This is a genomic window from Nocardioides sp. NBC_00850 (assembly GCF_045207335.1).
Taxonomy (GTDB): Bacteria; Actinomycetota; Actinomycetes; order Propionibacteriales; family Nocardioidaceae; genus Nocardioides.
In genome coordinates this window covers 155,226-171,782 of sequence record NZ_CP108845.1, presented here as the reverse complement: position 1 = coordinate 171,782, position 16,557 = coordinate 155,226, and the positions used below count along the sequence as shown (strand labels likewise).

The following is a 16,557-nucleotide window of genomic DNA, read 5'->3' as shown; positions in this document are numbered from 1 at the left end:
GTTCACCGCAGCTCGGCGAGCGCCTTCCGGGCGGCGTTGTAGCCGCACATCCCGTGAGCGCCCGGCCCCGGCGGCGTGGCCGCTGAACACTGGTACAGGCCAGGCTTCCCGAGGCTGTAGGGCGAGGTGGTGAGGCGTGGCCCGAAGACGAGCTGGCGGATGTCCTTCGCGCCGGTGATGATGTCGCCGCCGACGAAGTTCGGGTTGTAGACCGCCATCTCGGTCGTCGAACGGACCGCCACGCCAACCACCCGCTCGCGGAAGCCGGGGGCAAAGCGCTCGAGCTGGGCCATGATCGCGTCGGTGGCATCGCCGGTGTAGCCGTACGGCACGTGCGCGTAGCTGTAGACGGGGTGTACGTCGCCCACCGACCGCTGCGAGTCGGCGAGATACTGCTGCCCGACCAGCACGAAGGGTCGCTCCGGCATCTGTCCGGCCGCGATCTGCTTCTCGGTCGCGACCGTCTCGGCGAAGGTGCCGCTCAGATGCAGGCTGCCCGCACGACGCGCCTCCGAGCTGGTCCAGGGGACGCCGCCCTCGACGGCGAAGTCGACCTTGAACGCTCCGGGGCTGCGGCGGAACCGGCTGAACGCACGCGCGACCCGCGGGGGCAGCCGGTCCCCGAGGATCCGTGCGATCGACTCGGGGGTGAGGTCGAACATCGTGATGTCGGTGCGGGGGAGCTGGCTGGCCGTCTCGATGCGTACGCCCGTCTCGATCTTGCCGCCGAGGTCGGTCAGGAGTGCCGCCATCGCGTCGGTGATCGCCCGGGACCCGCCCTCGGCGACCACCCAGCCGTTGTGATGGCCGGCCGTGATGATCCCGACCCCGATCGCCGAGCTGAGCGGCCGGTCGAGCGGCTGGAAGGCGTGCGCGGCGACCCCGCCGAACAGCGCCCGGCCCTGCTCGGTGCGGAGGACCTTGGCCAGCACCGTGGCCGGCAGCGTCGTGGGCAGTCCGAAACGGGCCATGCCCAGCGGGTGCCGGGGCACCCGCACCAGCGGCTGCATGATGTCCTCGGCCAGTCGGTCGAAGCGCTCGGAGTTCCGCTCGAACAGCCGGCTCCAGGCCTTGCCGTCGGGGCCGAGACCTTCCGCGGTCTCGGCCACCGACCGGCGCAGCACGCCGGCCGAACCGCCGTCGAGCGGGTGCGCGCAGTCGATCTCGGCGGTCCGCCAGCGCAGGCCGTACCGCTCCAGGTCGTGCTGCCGTCCGAAGGTGGACGTCGGGCCCATCGGGTGGAAGGCAGCGCAGTGGTCGTGCAGCAGGCCGGGCAGGATGCCCTCACCGCTCCGGGTGCCGCCGCCGATCTCTTCACGTCCTTCGAGCACGGTGACGTCCACACCCGCGGCCGCGAGCTCAACGGCGGCCGCGAGACCGTTGGGTCCGCTGCCGACCACGACCGCGGTGGTCACGACGTCACCTCCCGACCGGACTGCAGACGAGGGGGGTGGGTGAAGCTTCGCGAGGTGACGTTCAGCGGGATCGGGCCGTTGGGCAGCCAAGGCTGTTCGGCGACCGCGTCGGCGACGTTCCAGGTGCCCCGCTCGACAACTCCCAGAGCAGCGTCCATCACGTAGTACTCCTGGGTCTTCTTGTGGATCGGCTGCGACTCGACCCAGACAACCACGAACTCGCCCGGCTCGAAGCCGATCCGCTTCTGGATCGCCTCGATGAGCTGGTCGTCATGGAGGTGGCCGTCGCCGAAGTTCCAGCCGATCACGACGTTGCAGCAGAACTCGGCCTCGCGCAGGCTGTACGCCTCGTAGTCCTCGCCGAGGTAGTTCTGCAGCACCGAGAAGAGACCACGTCCCTGGCTGTGCATCGACCGCCACGCCATCGTCATCTGCATCGTCATCTCGGCCGCGTCCGGGTCGTAGCCCATCCCCTCGACCAGCTGGTCGATCTGGTTCTTCGCCGGCTTCTTGAGCTGGTTGAGCTTCTCCTCCGCACCCGGGGCGAACGCCCAGGTGGCCGAGGCCCAGTTGCCGGCGTACTGCCGCATCGAGGGCAGGAAGGAGACCAGGTCGGGTCGGAGGTTGCCGAGCACCGGGAAGAACATGAGTGCGGCCACGAAGACCGGCAGCATCCAGCCGGCGCTGAAGTCGAGGACGCCGTAGCCGTCGCCGGCCGGGTGTCCGGCGAACAGGAAGACCGTGATGTAGGCGAACAGGAGGTTCCACTCCAGCGGCACGGCCAGCGGGAAGGTCGAGGTGATGAACAGGTGGAAGAGCACCATGCAGCCCACGGCCAGCAGAGTCAGCGGCCAGTACGGGCTGAACAGCAGCACCAGCGGCACGACGAGCTCGGCGGTCGTACCCATCACATGGGCCATGAACCAGGCGAGCTTCGACGGCTTGAGGTCGTGGGGGAGCGCCCGGTAGTGCATCTTCTTGATGAAGCGCGGGACGAACGGTGCGTTCGACACCATCGGGGGTACGACGTTCTCGAAGTGCGCGTTCATCTTGGAGGTCGCGGCGCCGATCCAGACGATGACGATGAGGAGCTTGGCGGCAATGATCACGTCGGTATAGGTCAGGACCGTTCCGGCGAGGCTGAAGAAGACCAGGGCCGGCCAGTACTGCTCACCGCGGGCCGCCAGGAAGAGGATCTTGTCCCGCAGGCCGCACAGGACCAGCAGCACGGCAGGAATCAGCGTGAGCGTGGGATCGACGAGGCCGCCGGTGATCTCGGGGCGGACCGCCGTCAGCGAGTCCACCTGAACCCCGCTCGACGCGGCGGCGACCAGCAGGCTCCCAAGGCACGCGACGTACAGGACGACGTCGAAGACGGTGCGGTTGTCACCCTTGGTGAAAGGCACGACCTTCGACCACGGTGGCAGCCGGATCGTGCCCGGGCGTGCCCAGTACGTCACGCCGCCAGTCATCGGCTTGAAGTGTGCCGCCAGCGGACCCCAGGTGCCGCCGATACCGAACAGTTCGAGGAACACCGTCCACAGCAGCAGCTTCTGGTAGACGATCGGCTCGTCCCACCACTGACCGATGTCCAGGGGCCCGCCAACGTCGGAGGTCAGCGTCGCCAGGAGCACGCCGCCGGTGATGTAGAGCACGAGCAGCTTCACGATGTAGATGGTGTGCACCATCTTCGGGGTCCCGAAGCCGTACTCGGCCCAGAAGTCGGCCAGGAAGTGCAGCCGCTCCTGGCGCGGTCTGGTGAGGAACTCCGCGGGATCGACCTGCGGGACGTTGGGCGTGAGGAAAGGCATGATCTGCTCCTTGGTCGGTGCGGGCTCGGTGACGACCCGTCTCGACCGTAGGTACGCGCCCACCTCCACTGGCACGGCTCCGCCGACCAAAGATCCGGACAGTCTTCGTCGTCCGTCGACAAGCGCCCAGACGTCGAAAGAACTCCCGGACCTACGACTCGTGGTCCGGGAGTTCTCGTCTCGCCGCGGAGCTCGGTGCGGGATCAGGCCCGCTTGTTCACGCCGCCTTCTTGGTCGCCCAGAAGATCTCGGCGATCTCGTCGATCTTGGCGAGGAGCTTGTCGGCGACCTCGAGGTCGAGGGTGCCCTTGGTGCCGGAGGCGCCGGCCAGCTTGGTGGCCTCGTTGACGAGGGTGTGGAGCTGGGGGTAGGCCTCGAAGTGCGGGGGCTTGAAGTAGTCGGTCCACAGCACCCACAGGTGCTCCTTGACCAGGTTGGAGCGCTGCTCCTTGATGAGCACCGCGCGGGTGCGGAAGTCGGGGTCGTCGCTGTCCAGGGCCTTGGCGATGACGGCCTTGACGGACTCGGCCTCGATGCGGGCCTGGGCGGGGTCGTAGACGCCGCAGGGCAGGTCGCAGTGGGCCGAGACCTCGATGGTGGGAGCGAACAGACGCATACTTGGTTCCTCTCGGTGGTGTGGTGGAGCGACCGTCGGGGCCGACGGTCAGGAAGCCTTCTCGGGCAGGATGCGGTCGAGCGGGAGGGTGCTGACGGAGGGGCCGAGCGACCAGTAGTTGCGGTCGTGGTGCAGGAGCGGGTCGGTGGACTCGCCGAGGCTGACCGCATCGACCTCGAGCAGCACCAGCCACGCCTCGCCGGCGGGGATGACGCGGGCCACACGCCCGGAGAAGCTCGCCGCGGCGTCGTGCAGGACCGGCGGCTCCCCGTGCGGCAGCGTCCAGCCCTGTGCGACCGTGAATCGCGGCGCGGTCCGGTCGGCGAAGGCCGCGGCCACCAGGGCCTGGGACTCGGTCAGGACGTGCACCGCGAGACGGTCGCTCCCGGTGAGTGCCGGCCCGGACCGCCCGGACCGGGAGACCGAGAACGACAGCATCGGCGGGTTCGCGCTGACCGAGGCCACGCTCGACACGGTCGCCCCGACGGGTCCCGTCTCGGTAGAGGCGGCGACGATGGCCACGCCGGTGGGATATCGACGGAAGCCGGCCTTGAACTGGTCGGTGAGTGTGTCGCTCACACCCCCTCCTCTCTCTGTTGGCAGTGACGCTAAAACATCAAGTCCGGTTGAGGTCCAGTCATCCACGCTGTGATCGCCGACTCATCTGGTTGTCCGCGGCTGGGATCATGTGGAGTGGCAGGGGTGTGACTTGTTAGACTGGTTGCGCACTTGTCATACAACTCGGGTTGGTGTGCCGTCGTACGCCGATTCCGGTTCCGTCGCCGATGCCGTCGATGGACGCCGCGCCCGCTACGACTTCGAAGGTTTGACCTCGGTCGCCTAACCTTCCCAAAGAACCGCTCTGCCTCACGATCTAAGGAGTCCCTTCGTGGACGTCTCCCCTCTCATCTGGTGGTTGACCATCGGCATCGCCAGTGCCGTGCTGCTCTTCGATGTGCTCGTCATCGGCCGGCGACCGCACGAGCCTTCGCGTCGGGAGCTGATCATCGCGCTGAGCGTCTACATCGGCCTGGCGATCCTGTTCGGCATCGGTATCTTCGTGTTCTCCGGCCCGAAGTACGGCACGGAGTTCTTCGCGGGCTGGCTGACGGAATACTCGCTGTCGGTCGACAACCTGTTCATCTTCATCATCATCATGTCGAAGTTCGCGGTGCCGAGGCAGTTCCAGCAGAAGGCGCTGCTGATCGGCATCATCTTGGCGCTGGTCTTCCGCGGCATCTTCATCGCCGTGGGTGCGGCCGCGATCGAGAACTTCAGCTGGGTCTTCTACCTGTTCGGCGCGTTCCTGATCTACACCGCGGTCAAGCTGGCCATGGAGGGCGGCGAGGACGAGGACGAGTACGAGGAGCCCGCCGTGGTGAAGTTCCTCGAGCGCCACATCCCGCTCACCTCGAGCTGGGACAGCGCCAAGATGTTCATCCGTGAGAACGGCAAGCGGATCGCGACCCCGATGTTCGTGGTGATCTGTGCCCTCGGCACCACCGACCTGCTGTTCGCGCTCGACTCGATCCCGGCGATCTACGGTCTGACCAACGAGGCCTACCTGGTCCTGACCGCCAACATCTTCGCGCTGATGGGTCTGCGCCAGCTCTACTTCCTCATCGGTGGTCTGCTGGAACGGCTGGTCTACCTTTCCTACGGTCTGGCGATCCTGCTCGGGTTCATCGGTCTCAAGCTCGTCTTCCACGCGCTCCACGAGAACGAGCTGCCGTTCATCAACGGTGGCCACCACGTCGAGTGGGCCCCGGAGGTCTCCATCGAGGTCTCCCTCAGCGTGATCGTCGGCATCCTGGCCATCACCACCATCTTGAGCCTGCTGAAGTCGCGCAGCATGACCGCGAAGGAGCGCGACGACGCCACCGGTCCGCGCAGCATGTGACGCTTCGTCGACAGTCCCGCTGAGCCGGGACAACCCGCAGGCCCTCTCCGATCGGAGAGGGCCTGCGGGCGTTCTCGGGCAGCACTAGGGTGAGCCCATGACCGTGGCCGCTGCTCCCGGACCCCGCTGGCTCGGGGATGCCGGCCAGGTCGCGTTGGCCGCGGCGCTGGCGCTGGTGCTGCTGCCGGTCGGGTGGACCTCGGTCGTCGACGGCGAGGTCAGCACGGCGTGGGAGATCGCGCTCCTGGTCGCGCTGGTGGCGCTCCACGCCGCGGTCGCCACCGCCCGACGCTGGCCGTTGCCGTCGTACGCCGTCGGAGCACTGGCCGAGCTGGTGCTCGTGGCCGCGCCGGATCTGAGCGGGCCGACCGCCGAGGCGGCGGGGAGCGCGTACGGGCCGGTGCTGCTGCCCAGCAGCCTGTGCTTCTTCGTGCTGCTCTACGCGGTGAGTGCGCAGGACCGGCGACCGTGGCCGGGGATCGTGCTCGGCATCGGGCTGGTGGGATGCCTGCTGACCGTCGTACGCCTGTCGGGGTTCGACGGCACCGGTCTGCAGGGGTGGACGTGGTGGCTGATGGTGGCCACCGCGACGGTGGCGGCCACGGTGGCGGCATGGGCGCTCGGCCGGTTCCGGGCGACCCGGGCCGCGTGGATCGACCAGCTCGCCGACCGCGCCGCCGCCGAGGAGCGCCAGCGCATCGCGCGCGAGATGCACGACGTGGTCGCGCACTCGCTCGCGGTAGTGGTCAGCCATGCCGAGGCCGGCCGGATGGTCGTCGGGCAACAGCCGGAACGGGCCTCGGGCATCCTCGACACCATCGCGACCACGGGGCGGGAGGCTCTCATGGAGATGCGCGGGCTGCTCGGCGTGCTCGGCGGCGAGTCCTCGACCGAGCCGCAACCGGGGCTGGCCGACGTCGACGACCTCGTCGAGGGGATGCGTGAGGCAGGGTTGACGGTCCGGCTCGAGGCGGACGAGCCCGGTCCGGTCGCGCCGGCCGTGGGGCTGACCGCCTACCGCGTCGTGCAGGAGGCGCTCACCAACGTCACCCGCCACGCAGGTGCGGGAGCCGTCGCAACCGTGTCAGTGACGCGCACCGCGCGCCAGCTCACGATCGAGGTCAGCGACGACGGCGTGGGGATCCAGCGTCCGCCCGGCCGCGGCCTGCGCGGGATGCGCGAACGGGTGACGGCGGTGGGCGGCACCCTCGAGGCCGGGCCGAGCGGTGAGGGCTGGCGGGTGCGCGCCATGATGCCGCTGTGAACGAGGAAGACAACCCGATCCGTGTCGCGATCGTCGACGACCAGGAGCTGATGCGCTCGGCGCTCCGGATGATGGTGGAGAGCCAGCCGGACCTCGAGCTCGCCGGGGAGGCGGCCGACGGTCATGAGGCGCTCGCCCTGGTGCGTACGAAGCGGGTCGACGTCGTCCTGATGGACCTGCGGATGCCCCGCCTCGACGGGATCCAAGCGACGGCCGCGATCACCGAGGAGCAGCCGGACACGCGGGTGGTCGCGCTGACGACGTTCGACCTCGACGACTACGCGTTCCCGGCGATCCGGGCCGGGGCCAGCGGCTTCCTGCTCAAGGACGCCCGGGCCGAGGAGATCGTGGCCGCGATCCGCACCGTCCACGCAGGTCACGCGGTGGTTGCGCCGTCGACGACGCGCCGTCTGCTGGAGCACGTGGCGACCGCGCCGGCACCCGACAGCGGTCGGGTCGCCGACATCCGGGCAACCCTCACGCCTCGTGAGCTCGACATGCTCCTCGAGCTCGCCACCGGCGACAGCAACGCCGAGATCGCCCGCCGCGTCCACCTCTCCGAGGCGACGGTGAAGACCCACGTCGGCCACGTGCTCGCCAAGCTCGGACTGCGCGACCGGGTGCAGGCGGTCGTGCTGGCGTACGAGACGGGGCTGGTCGGTCCCCGGAGCTGAGTCTCATCCCAGAGGTTGAGAGGCCCGCGACCTGAGGGCGACGAACCCCCGGCGCGTGCGGACCAGTGTGGAGACATGACCACACACGCACCCATCAGACCCAGCCCGATCCGGATGGGCCCGATACCGTCGGGCGCCTACTCCTGCCAGTCCTGGCGCATCCACGAGATCACCCCCGACTTCGAGCTCGAGGACGTCTGGGCCCTCCCGGTCCAGGGCGGACCCGACGACTTCCGCGCCTTCGTCGAGGCGATGCTGAGCAGCGACGACCGCGACTTCCCGGCGGCGTACCGCCTCCTCTTCGCGGTCCGCTGGGCGCTCGGCCGGATGCTCGGCGCCGACGAGGACGAGCACGGCCTCGGCCGCCGCGTCGCGCCGCTGCGCGACCGGCTGCCGGACGACCTCCGGGACCACCCCGCGCCCGAGCGCGACGACAGCCCGTTCCAACCGCTCTATCTGACGGATCGGGAGTACGCCGCAGAGATCGCCAACCGCACGATGCACGGTGTCCTGCACCTCGGCTGGGTCGAGGACGAGAGCTCGCCCGACGGCTACAGCGCGCAGATGAGTGTGCTGGTGCGGCCCAACGGGCTGCTCGGGGACGCCTACATGAGGTTCATCAAGCCGTTCCGCTACCTCGTCGTCTACCCGGCGCTGCTGCGCACGGTCGGCCGACGCTGGCAGACCGCTCAGGGGGTGGCCCGATGAGCATCACGATGGAACGTACGCAGCCCCGATCGTCCGCACGTCGCGCCGCGCCCTGGGTGGCCGGTGCCTGGGCGCTCGCCTTCGGTGCCCTGTCCGGGCTCGCGCTCCTGGGCCGGATCCCCGACCCGTGGGCGCCCGAGGCGGCCTCGCCGCTCGGCGGCCTCAGCGGCCCCCAGATGTCCTGGATAGTGACCCTCGCCGCGCTCCTGGTGCTGGCTGCCGGGGTGATGGGAGCCGTCGGCCGGGAGCCTCGAGCGCAGCGGCGTGCCGGCTGGCTGCTGGTCGTGGTCGGTCTCGTGGTCGCGCTGGTCGTCTCCGACGTACGCGCGCTGTCGTTCCTCGGCTATCTGCCGCAGACGCTGCTCGCGCTGGTCGGCCTGGGTCCGGCCGCGGGACACCTGAGCTGGGACGTCACCCTCAGCTCGGGCACGGCCCTCGCGCACGCGGTCGGCGGACTGGCGACCGTGGTCGCCGGGATCGTCCTGCTCGAGCGTGCCGAGCCGGACGGCCGGATCGACTGGGGCCGCTGGGCGCGCTGGGGGCGCCCGGCCGTCGCGGTCGCGGTCGTCGTACCGCTCCTCTACGCCGTCACCCGGATCGCGTGGGCGGTGGGCCTGCCGCTCGGAGTGAGGCAGGAGATGCTGGACGAGCTCGGCAGCGCGAGGTGGGCCGGCCTCGGCCTGGCGCTCTTCGCCGTCGTCGGGGCCCTGCTGACCTGGGGTTTGTTGGCCCGTTGGGGCGAGATCTTCTGGTCGTGGGTGCCCCGGGTGGGCGGCCGTCCGGTCCCGGTCGCGATGGCCCTGGTGCCCGGCATCCTGGTCGCCGCCGCCGTCACCTCCGCCGGGCTGTCCTTCTGGCGGATGGTGTTCGCCGGCGACCTGTGGACGGTCCCCGGTGCCACCTCGGACTGGGCGGCCTGGGCCCCGGAGATGCTGTGGCCGCTGTGGGGCGTCGCGCTCGCCGTCGCCTGCCTCGCCTACCTGGGAAGGCGCACCGCGGCGCGCGGATGACGTACGGATCCCGCTTGACCTGGAATCACGCCAGGTCAAGCGGGATCGGTGGGTTCAGCCGGTGACCGCGAGCTCGCCGAGCTCGGACCACTCCTGTCCCGGGACGTTGGTGTTGACGATCCTCGGCGTCTCGGCGAGATGGCGCGGGAGGTCGGCCTGGGCCTGCTTGAAGTGGGCCGAGGTGACATGGGCGGCGCCGGCGTCGTCGTCGGTGAAGGCCTCGAGCAGGAAGTACTCGTTCGGGTCGTCGAGGCTGCGGGCCCAGTCGAACCAGAGGTTGCCGGGCTCGGTCCGGGTGGCCTCGGTGAACGGGCCGGAGATGGCCGGCCAGTCCTCGGCGTACTCCGGCTTGATGCGGAAGCGGGCGGCGATGAAGATCATCGGGCTCTCCTTCGTCTGGATGGGATCGATATCGTGCGGGGGCGGTCAGGGCTGGGGTGCGCGGACTGGTTGCGCGGGTCGTTCGACCGCGGCCTGGATCCGGCGCCCGGCTATGTCCGAGAGCCACCCGAGCCCGGCCCCGACCACCAGCGCGATCAGCGTGCCGCTGAGGTCGAACGAGGTGCCGAAGATGACTGCCGTCCCGGCGAAGGCGCCGGGGATGAAGGACAGCAGATCCACGGCCGCCTGCAGGCACAGGATGAACGCGACGACCGTGACCACCAGGGCCACCGCCCCGGTGAAGGTGGCGTACGTCAGCACCAGGCTCGCTCCGTACCCCCACAGTGCGCCGGCGAGGTTGGCCGCGAGACCTTTCTGGAAGCCTTCACGTCCACCTCCCGCGGCGAAGTAGCAGGCCCAGGCGACGAACCCGACCCAGGTGATGAGCGCGAGCTCGATGCTCACCTGGGTCCAGATGCCCGCGAGCACGCCGACCGAGATGCCGATTCCGAGGAGCTTCTTCATGTCGTCGCCTCCTCAGGGGACCAGGATCGCGCGGCCACGGACCCGGCCGGCGTCGAGGTCGGAGATGGCGGACTGGAAGTCGTCGAGGGCGTACTTCTGCGTGTGCAGCGTGACGGCCCCGCGGGCGGCGAGCGCCATCAGGTCGCACAGGTCGTTGTAGGAACCCACCAGGTTGCCGATGAAGTTGATCTCGGCCGAGATGATGTCGATGGTCGGCACATCGATGTTCTCGCCGTAGCCGACGACGTGGTAGTCGCCCGCCTGGCGGAGCATCCGGACACCTTCCGCGGTCGCACCGCCCTCGCCGACGAAGTCGACCAGGACCTCGGCGCCGGCCCCGGAGGTCAGCTCCAGCACCTGGTCGACCTGGGTGCCGTCGGCGACGACGCCGTGGTCGGCACCGATGTCGAGGGCGAGCTTCACGGCGTCCGGGTTGCGGTCGACGACGATCAGCTCGGCCGGGCTGAGCGCCTTGAGGACCTGGATGCCGATGTGGCCGAGCCCGCCGGCGCCGATGACCACGCATCTGTCACGCGGGGTCAGCCGCCGGGCGGCCTTCGCTGCCGCGTGGTAGGCGGTCAGGCCGGCGTCGGCCAGGGCGGCCACGTCGGCCGGCTCCAGGGACTCGTCGATCTTCACCACCGAGCGCGCGGAGGTCTTCAGGTACTCCGCGTAGCCGCCGTTGGTGTCGATGCCGGGGAACTGGTTGAGCTCGCAGTGCACGTCGTCGCCCGAGCGGCAGGCGCGGCACAGCCCGCAGGTGATCAGCGGGTGCAGGATCACCTTGTCGCCCTCGGTGACGTTGGTGACGGCATCACCGACCGCGTGCACCCACCCGGCGTTCTCGTGGCCGATCGTGTAGGGCAGCGTGACGCCGGACTTCTCCTCCCACTGTCCCTCCAGGATGTGCAGGTCGGTGCGGCACACGCCGGCGCCGCCGATCCTGACGACGACGTCGAACGGCCCGGTCGGCTCGGGGGCCGGGACCTCGGCCATCGCCAGCGGCTGGTGGTAGCCGACCACCTGGACGGCTCGCATGGTGCTCATGATGATGCTCCTTCTCGGTGCAGGTCGGTCAGGGGTACGAAGGCGGGCGAGGTGACCTCCTCGCCGTAGCGCGTAGCCAGCAGGCCGCGGCAGAAGTGCGCGTTCCCGTCGATCGAGATCCGGGTCGAACGCGCCCTCCGCAAGGCCAGCGGGATGTCGCCGGGTCGCTCGTTGTCGTGGTCGACCAGGACGTACGCCTCCGGCAGGTCGGGCAGTCCGAGGACCGCCCGGCGCCGCCGGAGCGAGGCGGTGAAGTCGTCGTCGGGCAGATCCCCGAGCCGGACCTCGCCCACGGCGTCCTCGGCCAGGTCCGGCTGCCCCCTCAGCAGCCCGGTCAGGCAGCGCTCGAGCGCCGCCGTGTGGGCTTTGCGGTGGAACGTGGTGCGTAGCTCGTCCAGGGAAGACTCGGCCTCGTGACGGAACGTGCCGAGATAGCCGGCATCGGCTGCCAGCCCGGCGTTGATCAGGTCGGAGTCGTGGTGGTCGTCGAGCTCGACGACCACATGGTCGGTCCACGGCAGCGCGGTCAGCACGTCCTTGGCGTCGCTCGCCATCAGGTAGGCGAAGTTGGGCGAGCAGAACGACGTCGGCAGCCGCAGGTGGACCTCGACCCTGACCGGCTCGGTCGAGGAGACGGTAGGGGAGACGGTCAGCGACCGGACGAAGCCGAGGTCGGTGATGGGCTCGTCGAGCTCGGGGTCGACGACGGCGTGCAGTGCGGCGTACGCCTCGGCGGCGCGGGTGCTCTCCTGGGTCAGCAGCGACATGTCACACCGCCGCGAGGTCGGCCCGCTCGGGCTCACGGGGACCTGTCGCGGTCTCGTCCGCCTCGGGCAGCCGCAGCTCGGCGGGCACCTCCAGGGCGTACATCTTCGCGGCGTTGAGGCCCAGGATCTTCTTCTTCTGCGCGACGGTGAGCGGGGCGTACTCGGTCATGTCCTCCGGGATCTGGAAGTCGACGAACCGCTCGATCAGCCACTTCGGCGTCCAGATCGCGTAGTCGGAGGAGAACTGGATCCGGTCCTCGCCGATCCAGTAGACGAGCTCGCCGAGGATCTGCGCGAAGTAGCGCGGCCGGGTGTGGATGAACGGCATTGCCACCGCCAGCCCGCCGTGGACGTTGGGCTCCTGGGTGGCGATCCAGCAGAAGTCCTCCAGCCGCGGCAGGCCGACGTGCTCGACGATGAAGTTGAGGTCGGTGAAGTCGCTGGCGACGTGGTCGATGTCGGCGACGTCGAACGCGTCGCGGTCCAGCGGCCGGATCGTCGGGCCCTTGTGGATGTGGATGTTGGTGATCCCGAGCTCGCGGCAGGCCTCGAAGTAGCGGTACGCCCACGGGTCGGTCAGCTTCCAGCCGCGCGACTCCCCGTGCCACTCGGCGGTGTAGAGCTTCACGCCCTTGAGCCCGAACCGCTCGGCGTCGGCGTGGAGCTGTTCGAGTCCGGCCTCGCCGTTGCGGGGGTCGAAGTTGTGGTTGTACGTCAGCTTGTCGGGGTGCTTCGCCGCCAGCTGCGAGGCTTCGTCGGTCTGCCCGAACCCGTTCGTGTAGAACTCGCCCAGGTGTGCCGGCTGGAAGATCGCGTGGTCGACGTAGCCGACCTCGAACAGGTCGTGCATCAGCCGCTCGCCGCCCTGGTAGAGGTAGTCCTCGTAGGGCCAGTGCTCCGACTCGGGGGAGAGGTTGCGGTGGTAGTCGTAGAAGCAGTCGATGAACTGCTTGCCGTGGATGTTGCGCTGGTTCTCCGGACGGGCGTCCCAGAGCGCGACGTGGGCGTCGACGATGAAGTACGACTCGTTGTTCTTGGTGTACATCGGTTCCTCCGGTCTGTGGCTTCCGTCACAGGACGCTAGGGCGGCCGCGACGCGCAGATCAGGGGTGCGGCGTCTCAATGTGAGACCTCGACCGTCTCAATCTGAGACGCTGCCCGGCTGTCTCCGCCGGCCTGCGGATGTAACGTCGATCACATGACAGGGCGTCATCCGATCGCGCAGCGCACCGCGGCCGTCGACGCGTCGGCACTGGCGCCACGCGTACGCGCCTCATGGCAGCGCAGCCAGGAGTACGGGGTCTCCGTCGAGGAGGTCGACCCGGTCTTCTCCGGCGCCTACGACCAGGAGTCGCTCTTCTTCCAGTGCGGCCAGGAGGTGCTCGACGACCTCCACCGGACGCTCGTCGGCGAGCCGGTCAGCCTGATGCTCACCGACCCCGTCGGCCTGGTGCTCAACCGGCTCAGCGGCGACCAGCAGCTGCTCCGGGACCTCGACGCCGTCCACCTGGCACCGGGGTTCAGCTACGCCGAGCGCGCGGCGGGCACCAACGGGCTCGGCCTCGCGCTGGCAGACCGGACACCGACCGTGGTCCGGGCCGAGGAGCACTACTCGCTCTCGCTGTGCAGCTACACCTGTGCCGCCGCGCCGGTGATCGACCCGATCAGCGGACGCCTGGAGGGCAGCGTCAACCTGACCACCTGGTCGGAGTCGTCCCACGACCTGCTGCTCGCCCTGGCCCAGTCCGCGGCCAGCAACACCGCATCGCTCATGCTCGCCCGCGCCCACGGTCGGTTCCCGCGACCGGCTCCACGCGGCGAGGTGTTCCGGGTCGAGGCGCCCCGGCTGGAGCCGGGCGCCGGCAGCCTCCGTGACCTCTCCTCCGCCTGGTGCGAGGCGCTGGGGAGCGTCCGCGACGCGCTCCGGGTAGGCCGGCGGGTCGCCGTGGTCGGGGAGCCGGGGGTGGGGCGTACGACCCTGGTCGCCCAGGCGTTCCGCGACCTGCGGCCTCGCGACCGGATCCTGGCGGCTTCCGCCCCGGAGCCGGCCGACGCCGAGGCGTGGCTGTCGCTGTGGACTCCGGAGCTCGCCAAGCAGGACACCGCAGTGGTCGTACGCGACGTGAACACGCTTCCGGCCTGGGTGGCCGAGCGCCTGCACGCCCTCCTCGTCGAGGCGGTGCCCGGGGCGGTCGCCGGGGTGCCGTTCGCGATGACCGCCGACACCTTCGACGCCATCCCGGCGGCCCTGGCCGATCTCGTCGACACCGTGGTCGAGGTGCCGCCGCTGCGGGAGCGGCCCGAGGACGTACTTCCGCTGGCGCATCAGGTCGGGCTGCGGGTGCGGGGCCGGGAGATCGCGCTGACCCCGGCCGCGGAGCGGGCGCTGCACGACCACGGCTGGCCGGGCAACGTCGCCGAGCTCGTCCATGTCGTCCAGCGGGCCGTGAGCGCCGGTGACCTGATCGACCTGCGTCACCTTCCCGCCGACGTACTCTCCGACACCAGGCGGCCGTTGTCCCGCATCGATGCCTTCGAACGGGGCGAGATCGTCCGCGTCCTGACCCGGCCGGGGATCACGATGCAGGAAGCGGCTGCGGAGCTCGGGATGTCGCGCGCCACCGTCTACCGGAAGGTGCAGCAGTACGGGATCAGGCTTCGGCCGGGCTAGTTCGCGGGGGAGTCGAACTCTTGGCCAAGTCCAGGAAAACTCTCGGCTGAGGCCGGGGCGTCGGGGGTGCTCACCAGGGACTATGGACCCATGCGTATCCGTCCCCCACGCGCCGGTCGCCAGCATTTGAACCATCTGACCGGACAGGGCGGACCCGCTCTGAGCGGTCTGAATCTTGCCGGCCGGCTTGTCGAGCAGCACCCGCTCTCCCCTGATGAGGCCTCGAGCGTCGTCGCGCAGGTCGCGCGCCTCCTCGCCTCGGGCCACGCCGCCGGGCAGGTGCACGGAGACATCAGACCGGCCACCATCGGGTACGCCCCCGACGGCCGGATCGCACTGCTCGGTGCGCCCGCGCCCCGTGGCGGGGAGGGCCTGCCGTACATGTCCCCCGAGCAAATCGACCGCAAGCGGATCGGGCCGGCGAGCGACATCTACTCCCTCGGTGCCGTGTTCTTCGAGCTGCTCGCCGGCCGCCCGCCGTACGCCGGGCTCGAGCCCGAGCGGGTCGGCACACTGGTGACCGTGCCCGGCCACCTCGATGGCATCACGACCGCCATGCTCGACCCGGATCCGGCCAAGCGTCCCCGAGCCGACGAGGTGGCGACGGTGCTCGAGAGCGGCGTCGCTCCGCCGCCGAAGCGGATCGTACGTCCGCCCGACATCAGGGGCCCGCGGCTCTCGCCCACGCTGCTGGGTGTGCTGATGGTCCTGGTCCTGCCGGGGTTGGTCTTCGGTGGCTGGGGCACGCTCCGGGCCGGCGACACGATGTCGAACGTCGGCAGCGCCCAACCGCTGGCCAACATCTTGCCGACCAGCTTCCAGCTCGCCTTCGACCTCTCCATCGAGCGCGACGCGCTCCGGACCGATGCGGCGCTGACCGAGGACTTCCTCCAGATCACCGACCGGTCCATCGAGGCCTGGACCGCCGAGGTCGAGAAGCTGGACACCGCCGGCGATCCGGGTCTCCGGCGGCGTACGGAGAGGTCGGCGGCCGCTCTCGAGCGGCTCTCGGACATCCGCGCGGCCGCTCGGGCGGGGAACAGGGCCGGCAAGCTGGTGGCAGTCGAGCTGTACACGAACGCGGTCAACGGGCTCTTCGACCTCGCCGCCGAGCTGCCGGCGTTCCGGGACGACGAGCTGGCCAAGCAGGCCCGGAACCTGGAGCTGATCGGATCCGTCTCGGAGGTGCTCGGATTCGAGCGGAGGATCATGGCGAACGCCTTGCGGAACGAGCGGATCAGCGACCAGGGCATCGCCGACCTGAGCGCGGCCCAGGACTCCTGGGCGACCCACTCGGAGTCGATCTATTCGCGTGCTGACCCGGCGACGCGGCAGCGGCTCGACAGGATCTCGGGCCGGTCGTTCGAGTTCGGTTCCTACGCGGTCTCCTCCCAGCGTGCTGTCATCCGGGTGCTCAACGCCCGTGACGTCGAGGACGTCGTCAGGCAGCTGGAGGACAGCGCCGACGGCAGGTCAGTGGAACAGCTCTGGCTGGCCGATGCCGCCAGCTACGTCCAGGACCTCAAGGCGGTGGTCGTCGACGCCGCCAGCCGGCTCGCCGACGACATCGAGCGCGAGCACAGGGACGCTCAGAACCAGACGATCGCCTGGGGAGTCTTCACCGGCATCGTGCTGGCGGTGCTCGCCGGGCTCGGGGTCGCGCTGCTTCGCGCGCGAGGGCGATCAGTTGATGCGTAAACCGGCGACAATAGCAAAGATCGGCGGATTTCATCGGTGCGTACACGAGACGCACGGGGTGTGAGTCCGA

Annotated in this window: 16 protein-coding genes; 7 read left to right on the top strand and 9 right to left on the bottom strand. The window is 69.8% G+C overall.

Going from position 1 to position 16,557, the window contains the following annotated elements:
• Window positions 1-2: 2 nt before the first annotated feature.
• The 4 genes from OH802_RS00815 to OH802_RS00800 form a co-directional block, all read right to left on the bottom strand.
• Window positions 3-1,415, bottom strand: a complete 1,413-nt coding sequence (locus tag OH802_RS00815; protein WP_406024214.1) for a phytoene desaturase family protein — start codon at window positions 1,413-1,415, stop codon at window positions 3-5.
• Window positions 1,412-3,226, bottom strand: coding sequence for a DUF3556 domain-containing protein (locus OH802_RS00810; RefSeq protein ID WP_406024212.1), 1,815 nt, complete (start codon window positions 3,224-3,226; stop codon window positions 1,412-1,414). Before OH802_RS00810 ends, OH802_RS00815 begins: the two co-directional genes overlap by 4 nt.
• Window positions 3,227-3,443: 217 nt before the next feature.
• Window positions 3,444-3,842 carry a superoxide dismutase, Ni gene (gene sodN / locus OH802_RS00805; RefSeq protein WP_406024210.1) on the bottom strand — a complete coding sequence of 133 codons (399 nt, stop codon included), beginning with the start codon at window positions 3,840-3,842 and terminating at the stop codon, window positions 3,444-3,446.
• A gap of 48 nt (window positions 3,843-3,890) precedes the next feature.
• Complete coding sequence (locus OH802_RS00800) at window positions 3,891-4,421, bottom strand: flavin reductase family protein (protein WP_406024208.1); 531 nt, start codon at window positions 4,419-4,421, stop codon at window positions 3,891-3,893.
• 310 nt (window positions 4,422-4,731) lie between these two features.
• On the opposite strand from OH802_RS00800, the gene OH802_RS00795 reads away from it, so the two are divergent.
• The 5 genes from OH802_RS00795 (at window position 4,732) to OH802_RS00775 (ending at window position 9,398) form a co-directional block, all read left to right on the top strand.
• Window positions 4,732-5,742, top strand: a complete 1,011-nt coding sequence (locus tag OH802_RS00795; RefSeq protein ID WP_406024206.1) for a TerC family protein — start codon at window positions 4,732-4,734, stop codon at window positions 5,740-5,742.
• Window positions 5,743-5,839: 97 nt separating this feature from the next.
• On the top strand, window positions 5,840-7,006 hold the full coding sequence (locus tag OH802_RS00790; protein WP_406024204.1) for a sensor histidine kinase: 1,167 nt from the start codon (window positions 5,840-5,842) through the stop codon (window positions 7,004-7,006).
• Window positions 7,007-7,056: 50 nt separating this feature from the next.
• Window positions 7,057-7,680, top strand: coding sequence for a response regulator (locus OH802_RS00785; protein ID WP_406029439.1), 624 nt, complete (start codon window positions 7,057-7,059; stop codon window positions 7,678-7,680).
• 75 nt (window positions 7,681-7,755) lie between these two features.
• Window positions 7,756-8,388 (top strand): DUF2867 domain-containing protein, encoded by a 633-nt coding sequence (locus OH802_RS00780; RefSeq protein ID WP_406024202.1) that lies wholly within the window; start codon window positions 7,756-7,758, stop codon window positions 8,386-8,388.
• Window positions 8,385-9,398 carry a hypothetical protein gene (locus tag OH802_RS00775; protein WP_406024200.1) on the top strand — a complete coding sequence of 338 codons (1,014 nt, stop codon included), beginning with the start codon at window positions 8,385-8,387 and terminating at the stop codon, window positions 9,396-9,398. The genes OH802_RS00780 and OH802_RS00775 overlap by 4 nt, the downstream gene beginning before the upstream one ends.
• A gap of 54 nt (window positions 9,399-9,452) precedes the next feature.
• Here the strand turns inward: OH802_RS00775 and OH802_RS00770 are convergent, their stop codons facing one another.
• The 5 genes from OH802_RS00770 to OH802_RS00750 are packed head-to-tail and all read right to left on the bottom strand — an operon-like array spanning window position 9,453 to window position 13,163.
• The gene (locus OH802_RS00770; RefSeq protein WP_406024198.1) at window positions 9,453-9,779 is read right to left on the bottom strand and encodes a putative quinol monooxygenase; all 327 of its coding nucleotides are present in this window, start codon (window positions 9,777-9,779) and stop codon (window positions 9,453-9,455) included.
• Window positions 9,780-9,824: 45 nt separating this feature from the next.
• A complete protein-coding gene (locus OH802_RS00765) occupies window positions 9,825-10,304 on the bottom strand; it encodes a DUF1097 domain-containing protein (RefSeq protein ID WP_406024196.1) in 480 nt (159 codons plus the stop codon).
• A gap of 12 nt (window positions 10,305-10,316) precedes the next feature.
• Window positions 10,317-11,351, bottom strand: a complete 1,035-nt coding sequence (locus OH802_RS00760; RefSeq protein WP_406024194.1) for an NAD(P)-dependent alcohol dehydrogenase — start codon at window positions 11,349-11,351, stop codon at window positions 10,317-10,319.
• Window positions 11,348-12,118, bottom strand: a complete 771-nt coding sequence (locus OH802_RS00755; RefSeq protein ID WP_406024192.1) for an iron-sulfur cluster assembly protein — start codon at window positions 12,116-12,118, stop codon at window positions 11,348-11,350. Before OH802_RS00755 ends, OH802_RS00760 begins: the two co-directional genes overlap by 4 nt.
• Before the next feature lies 1 nt (window position 12,119).
• Window positions 12,120-13,163, bottom strand: a complete 1,044-nt coding sequence (locus OH802_RS00750) for an amidohydrolase family protein (RefSeq protein ID WP_406024190.1) — start codon at window positions 13,161-13,163, stop codon at window positions 12,120-12,122.
• A 153-nt stretch (window positions 13,164-13,316) separates the two neighbouring features.
• On the opposite strand from OH802_RS00750, the gene OH802_RS00745 reads away from it, so the two are divergent.
• The gene (locus tag OH802_RS00745; protein ID WP_406024188.1) at window positions 13,317-14,789 is read left to right on the top strand and encodes a GAF domain-containing protein; all 1,473 of its coding nucleotides are present in this window, start codon (window positions 13,317-13,319) and stop codon (window positions 14,787-14,789) included.
• 90 nt (window positions 14,790-14,879) lie between these two features.
• Window positions 14,880-16,487 carry a serine/threonine-protein kinase gene (locus tag OH802_RS00740; RefSeq protein ID WP_406024186.1) on the top strand — a complete coding sequence of 536 codons (1,608 nt, stop codon included), beginning with the start codon at window positions 14,880-14,882 and terminating at the stop codon, window positions 16,485-16,487.
• Window positions 16,488-16,557 lie beyond the last annotated feature (70 nt).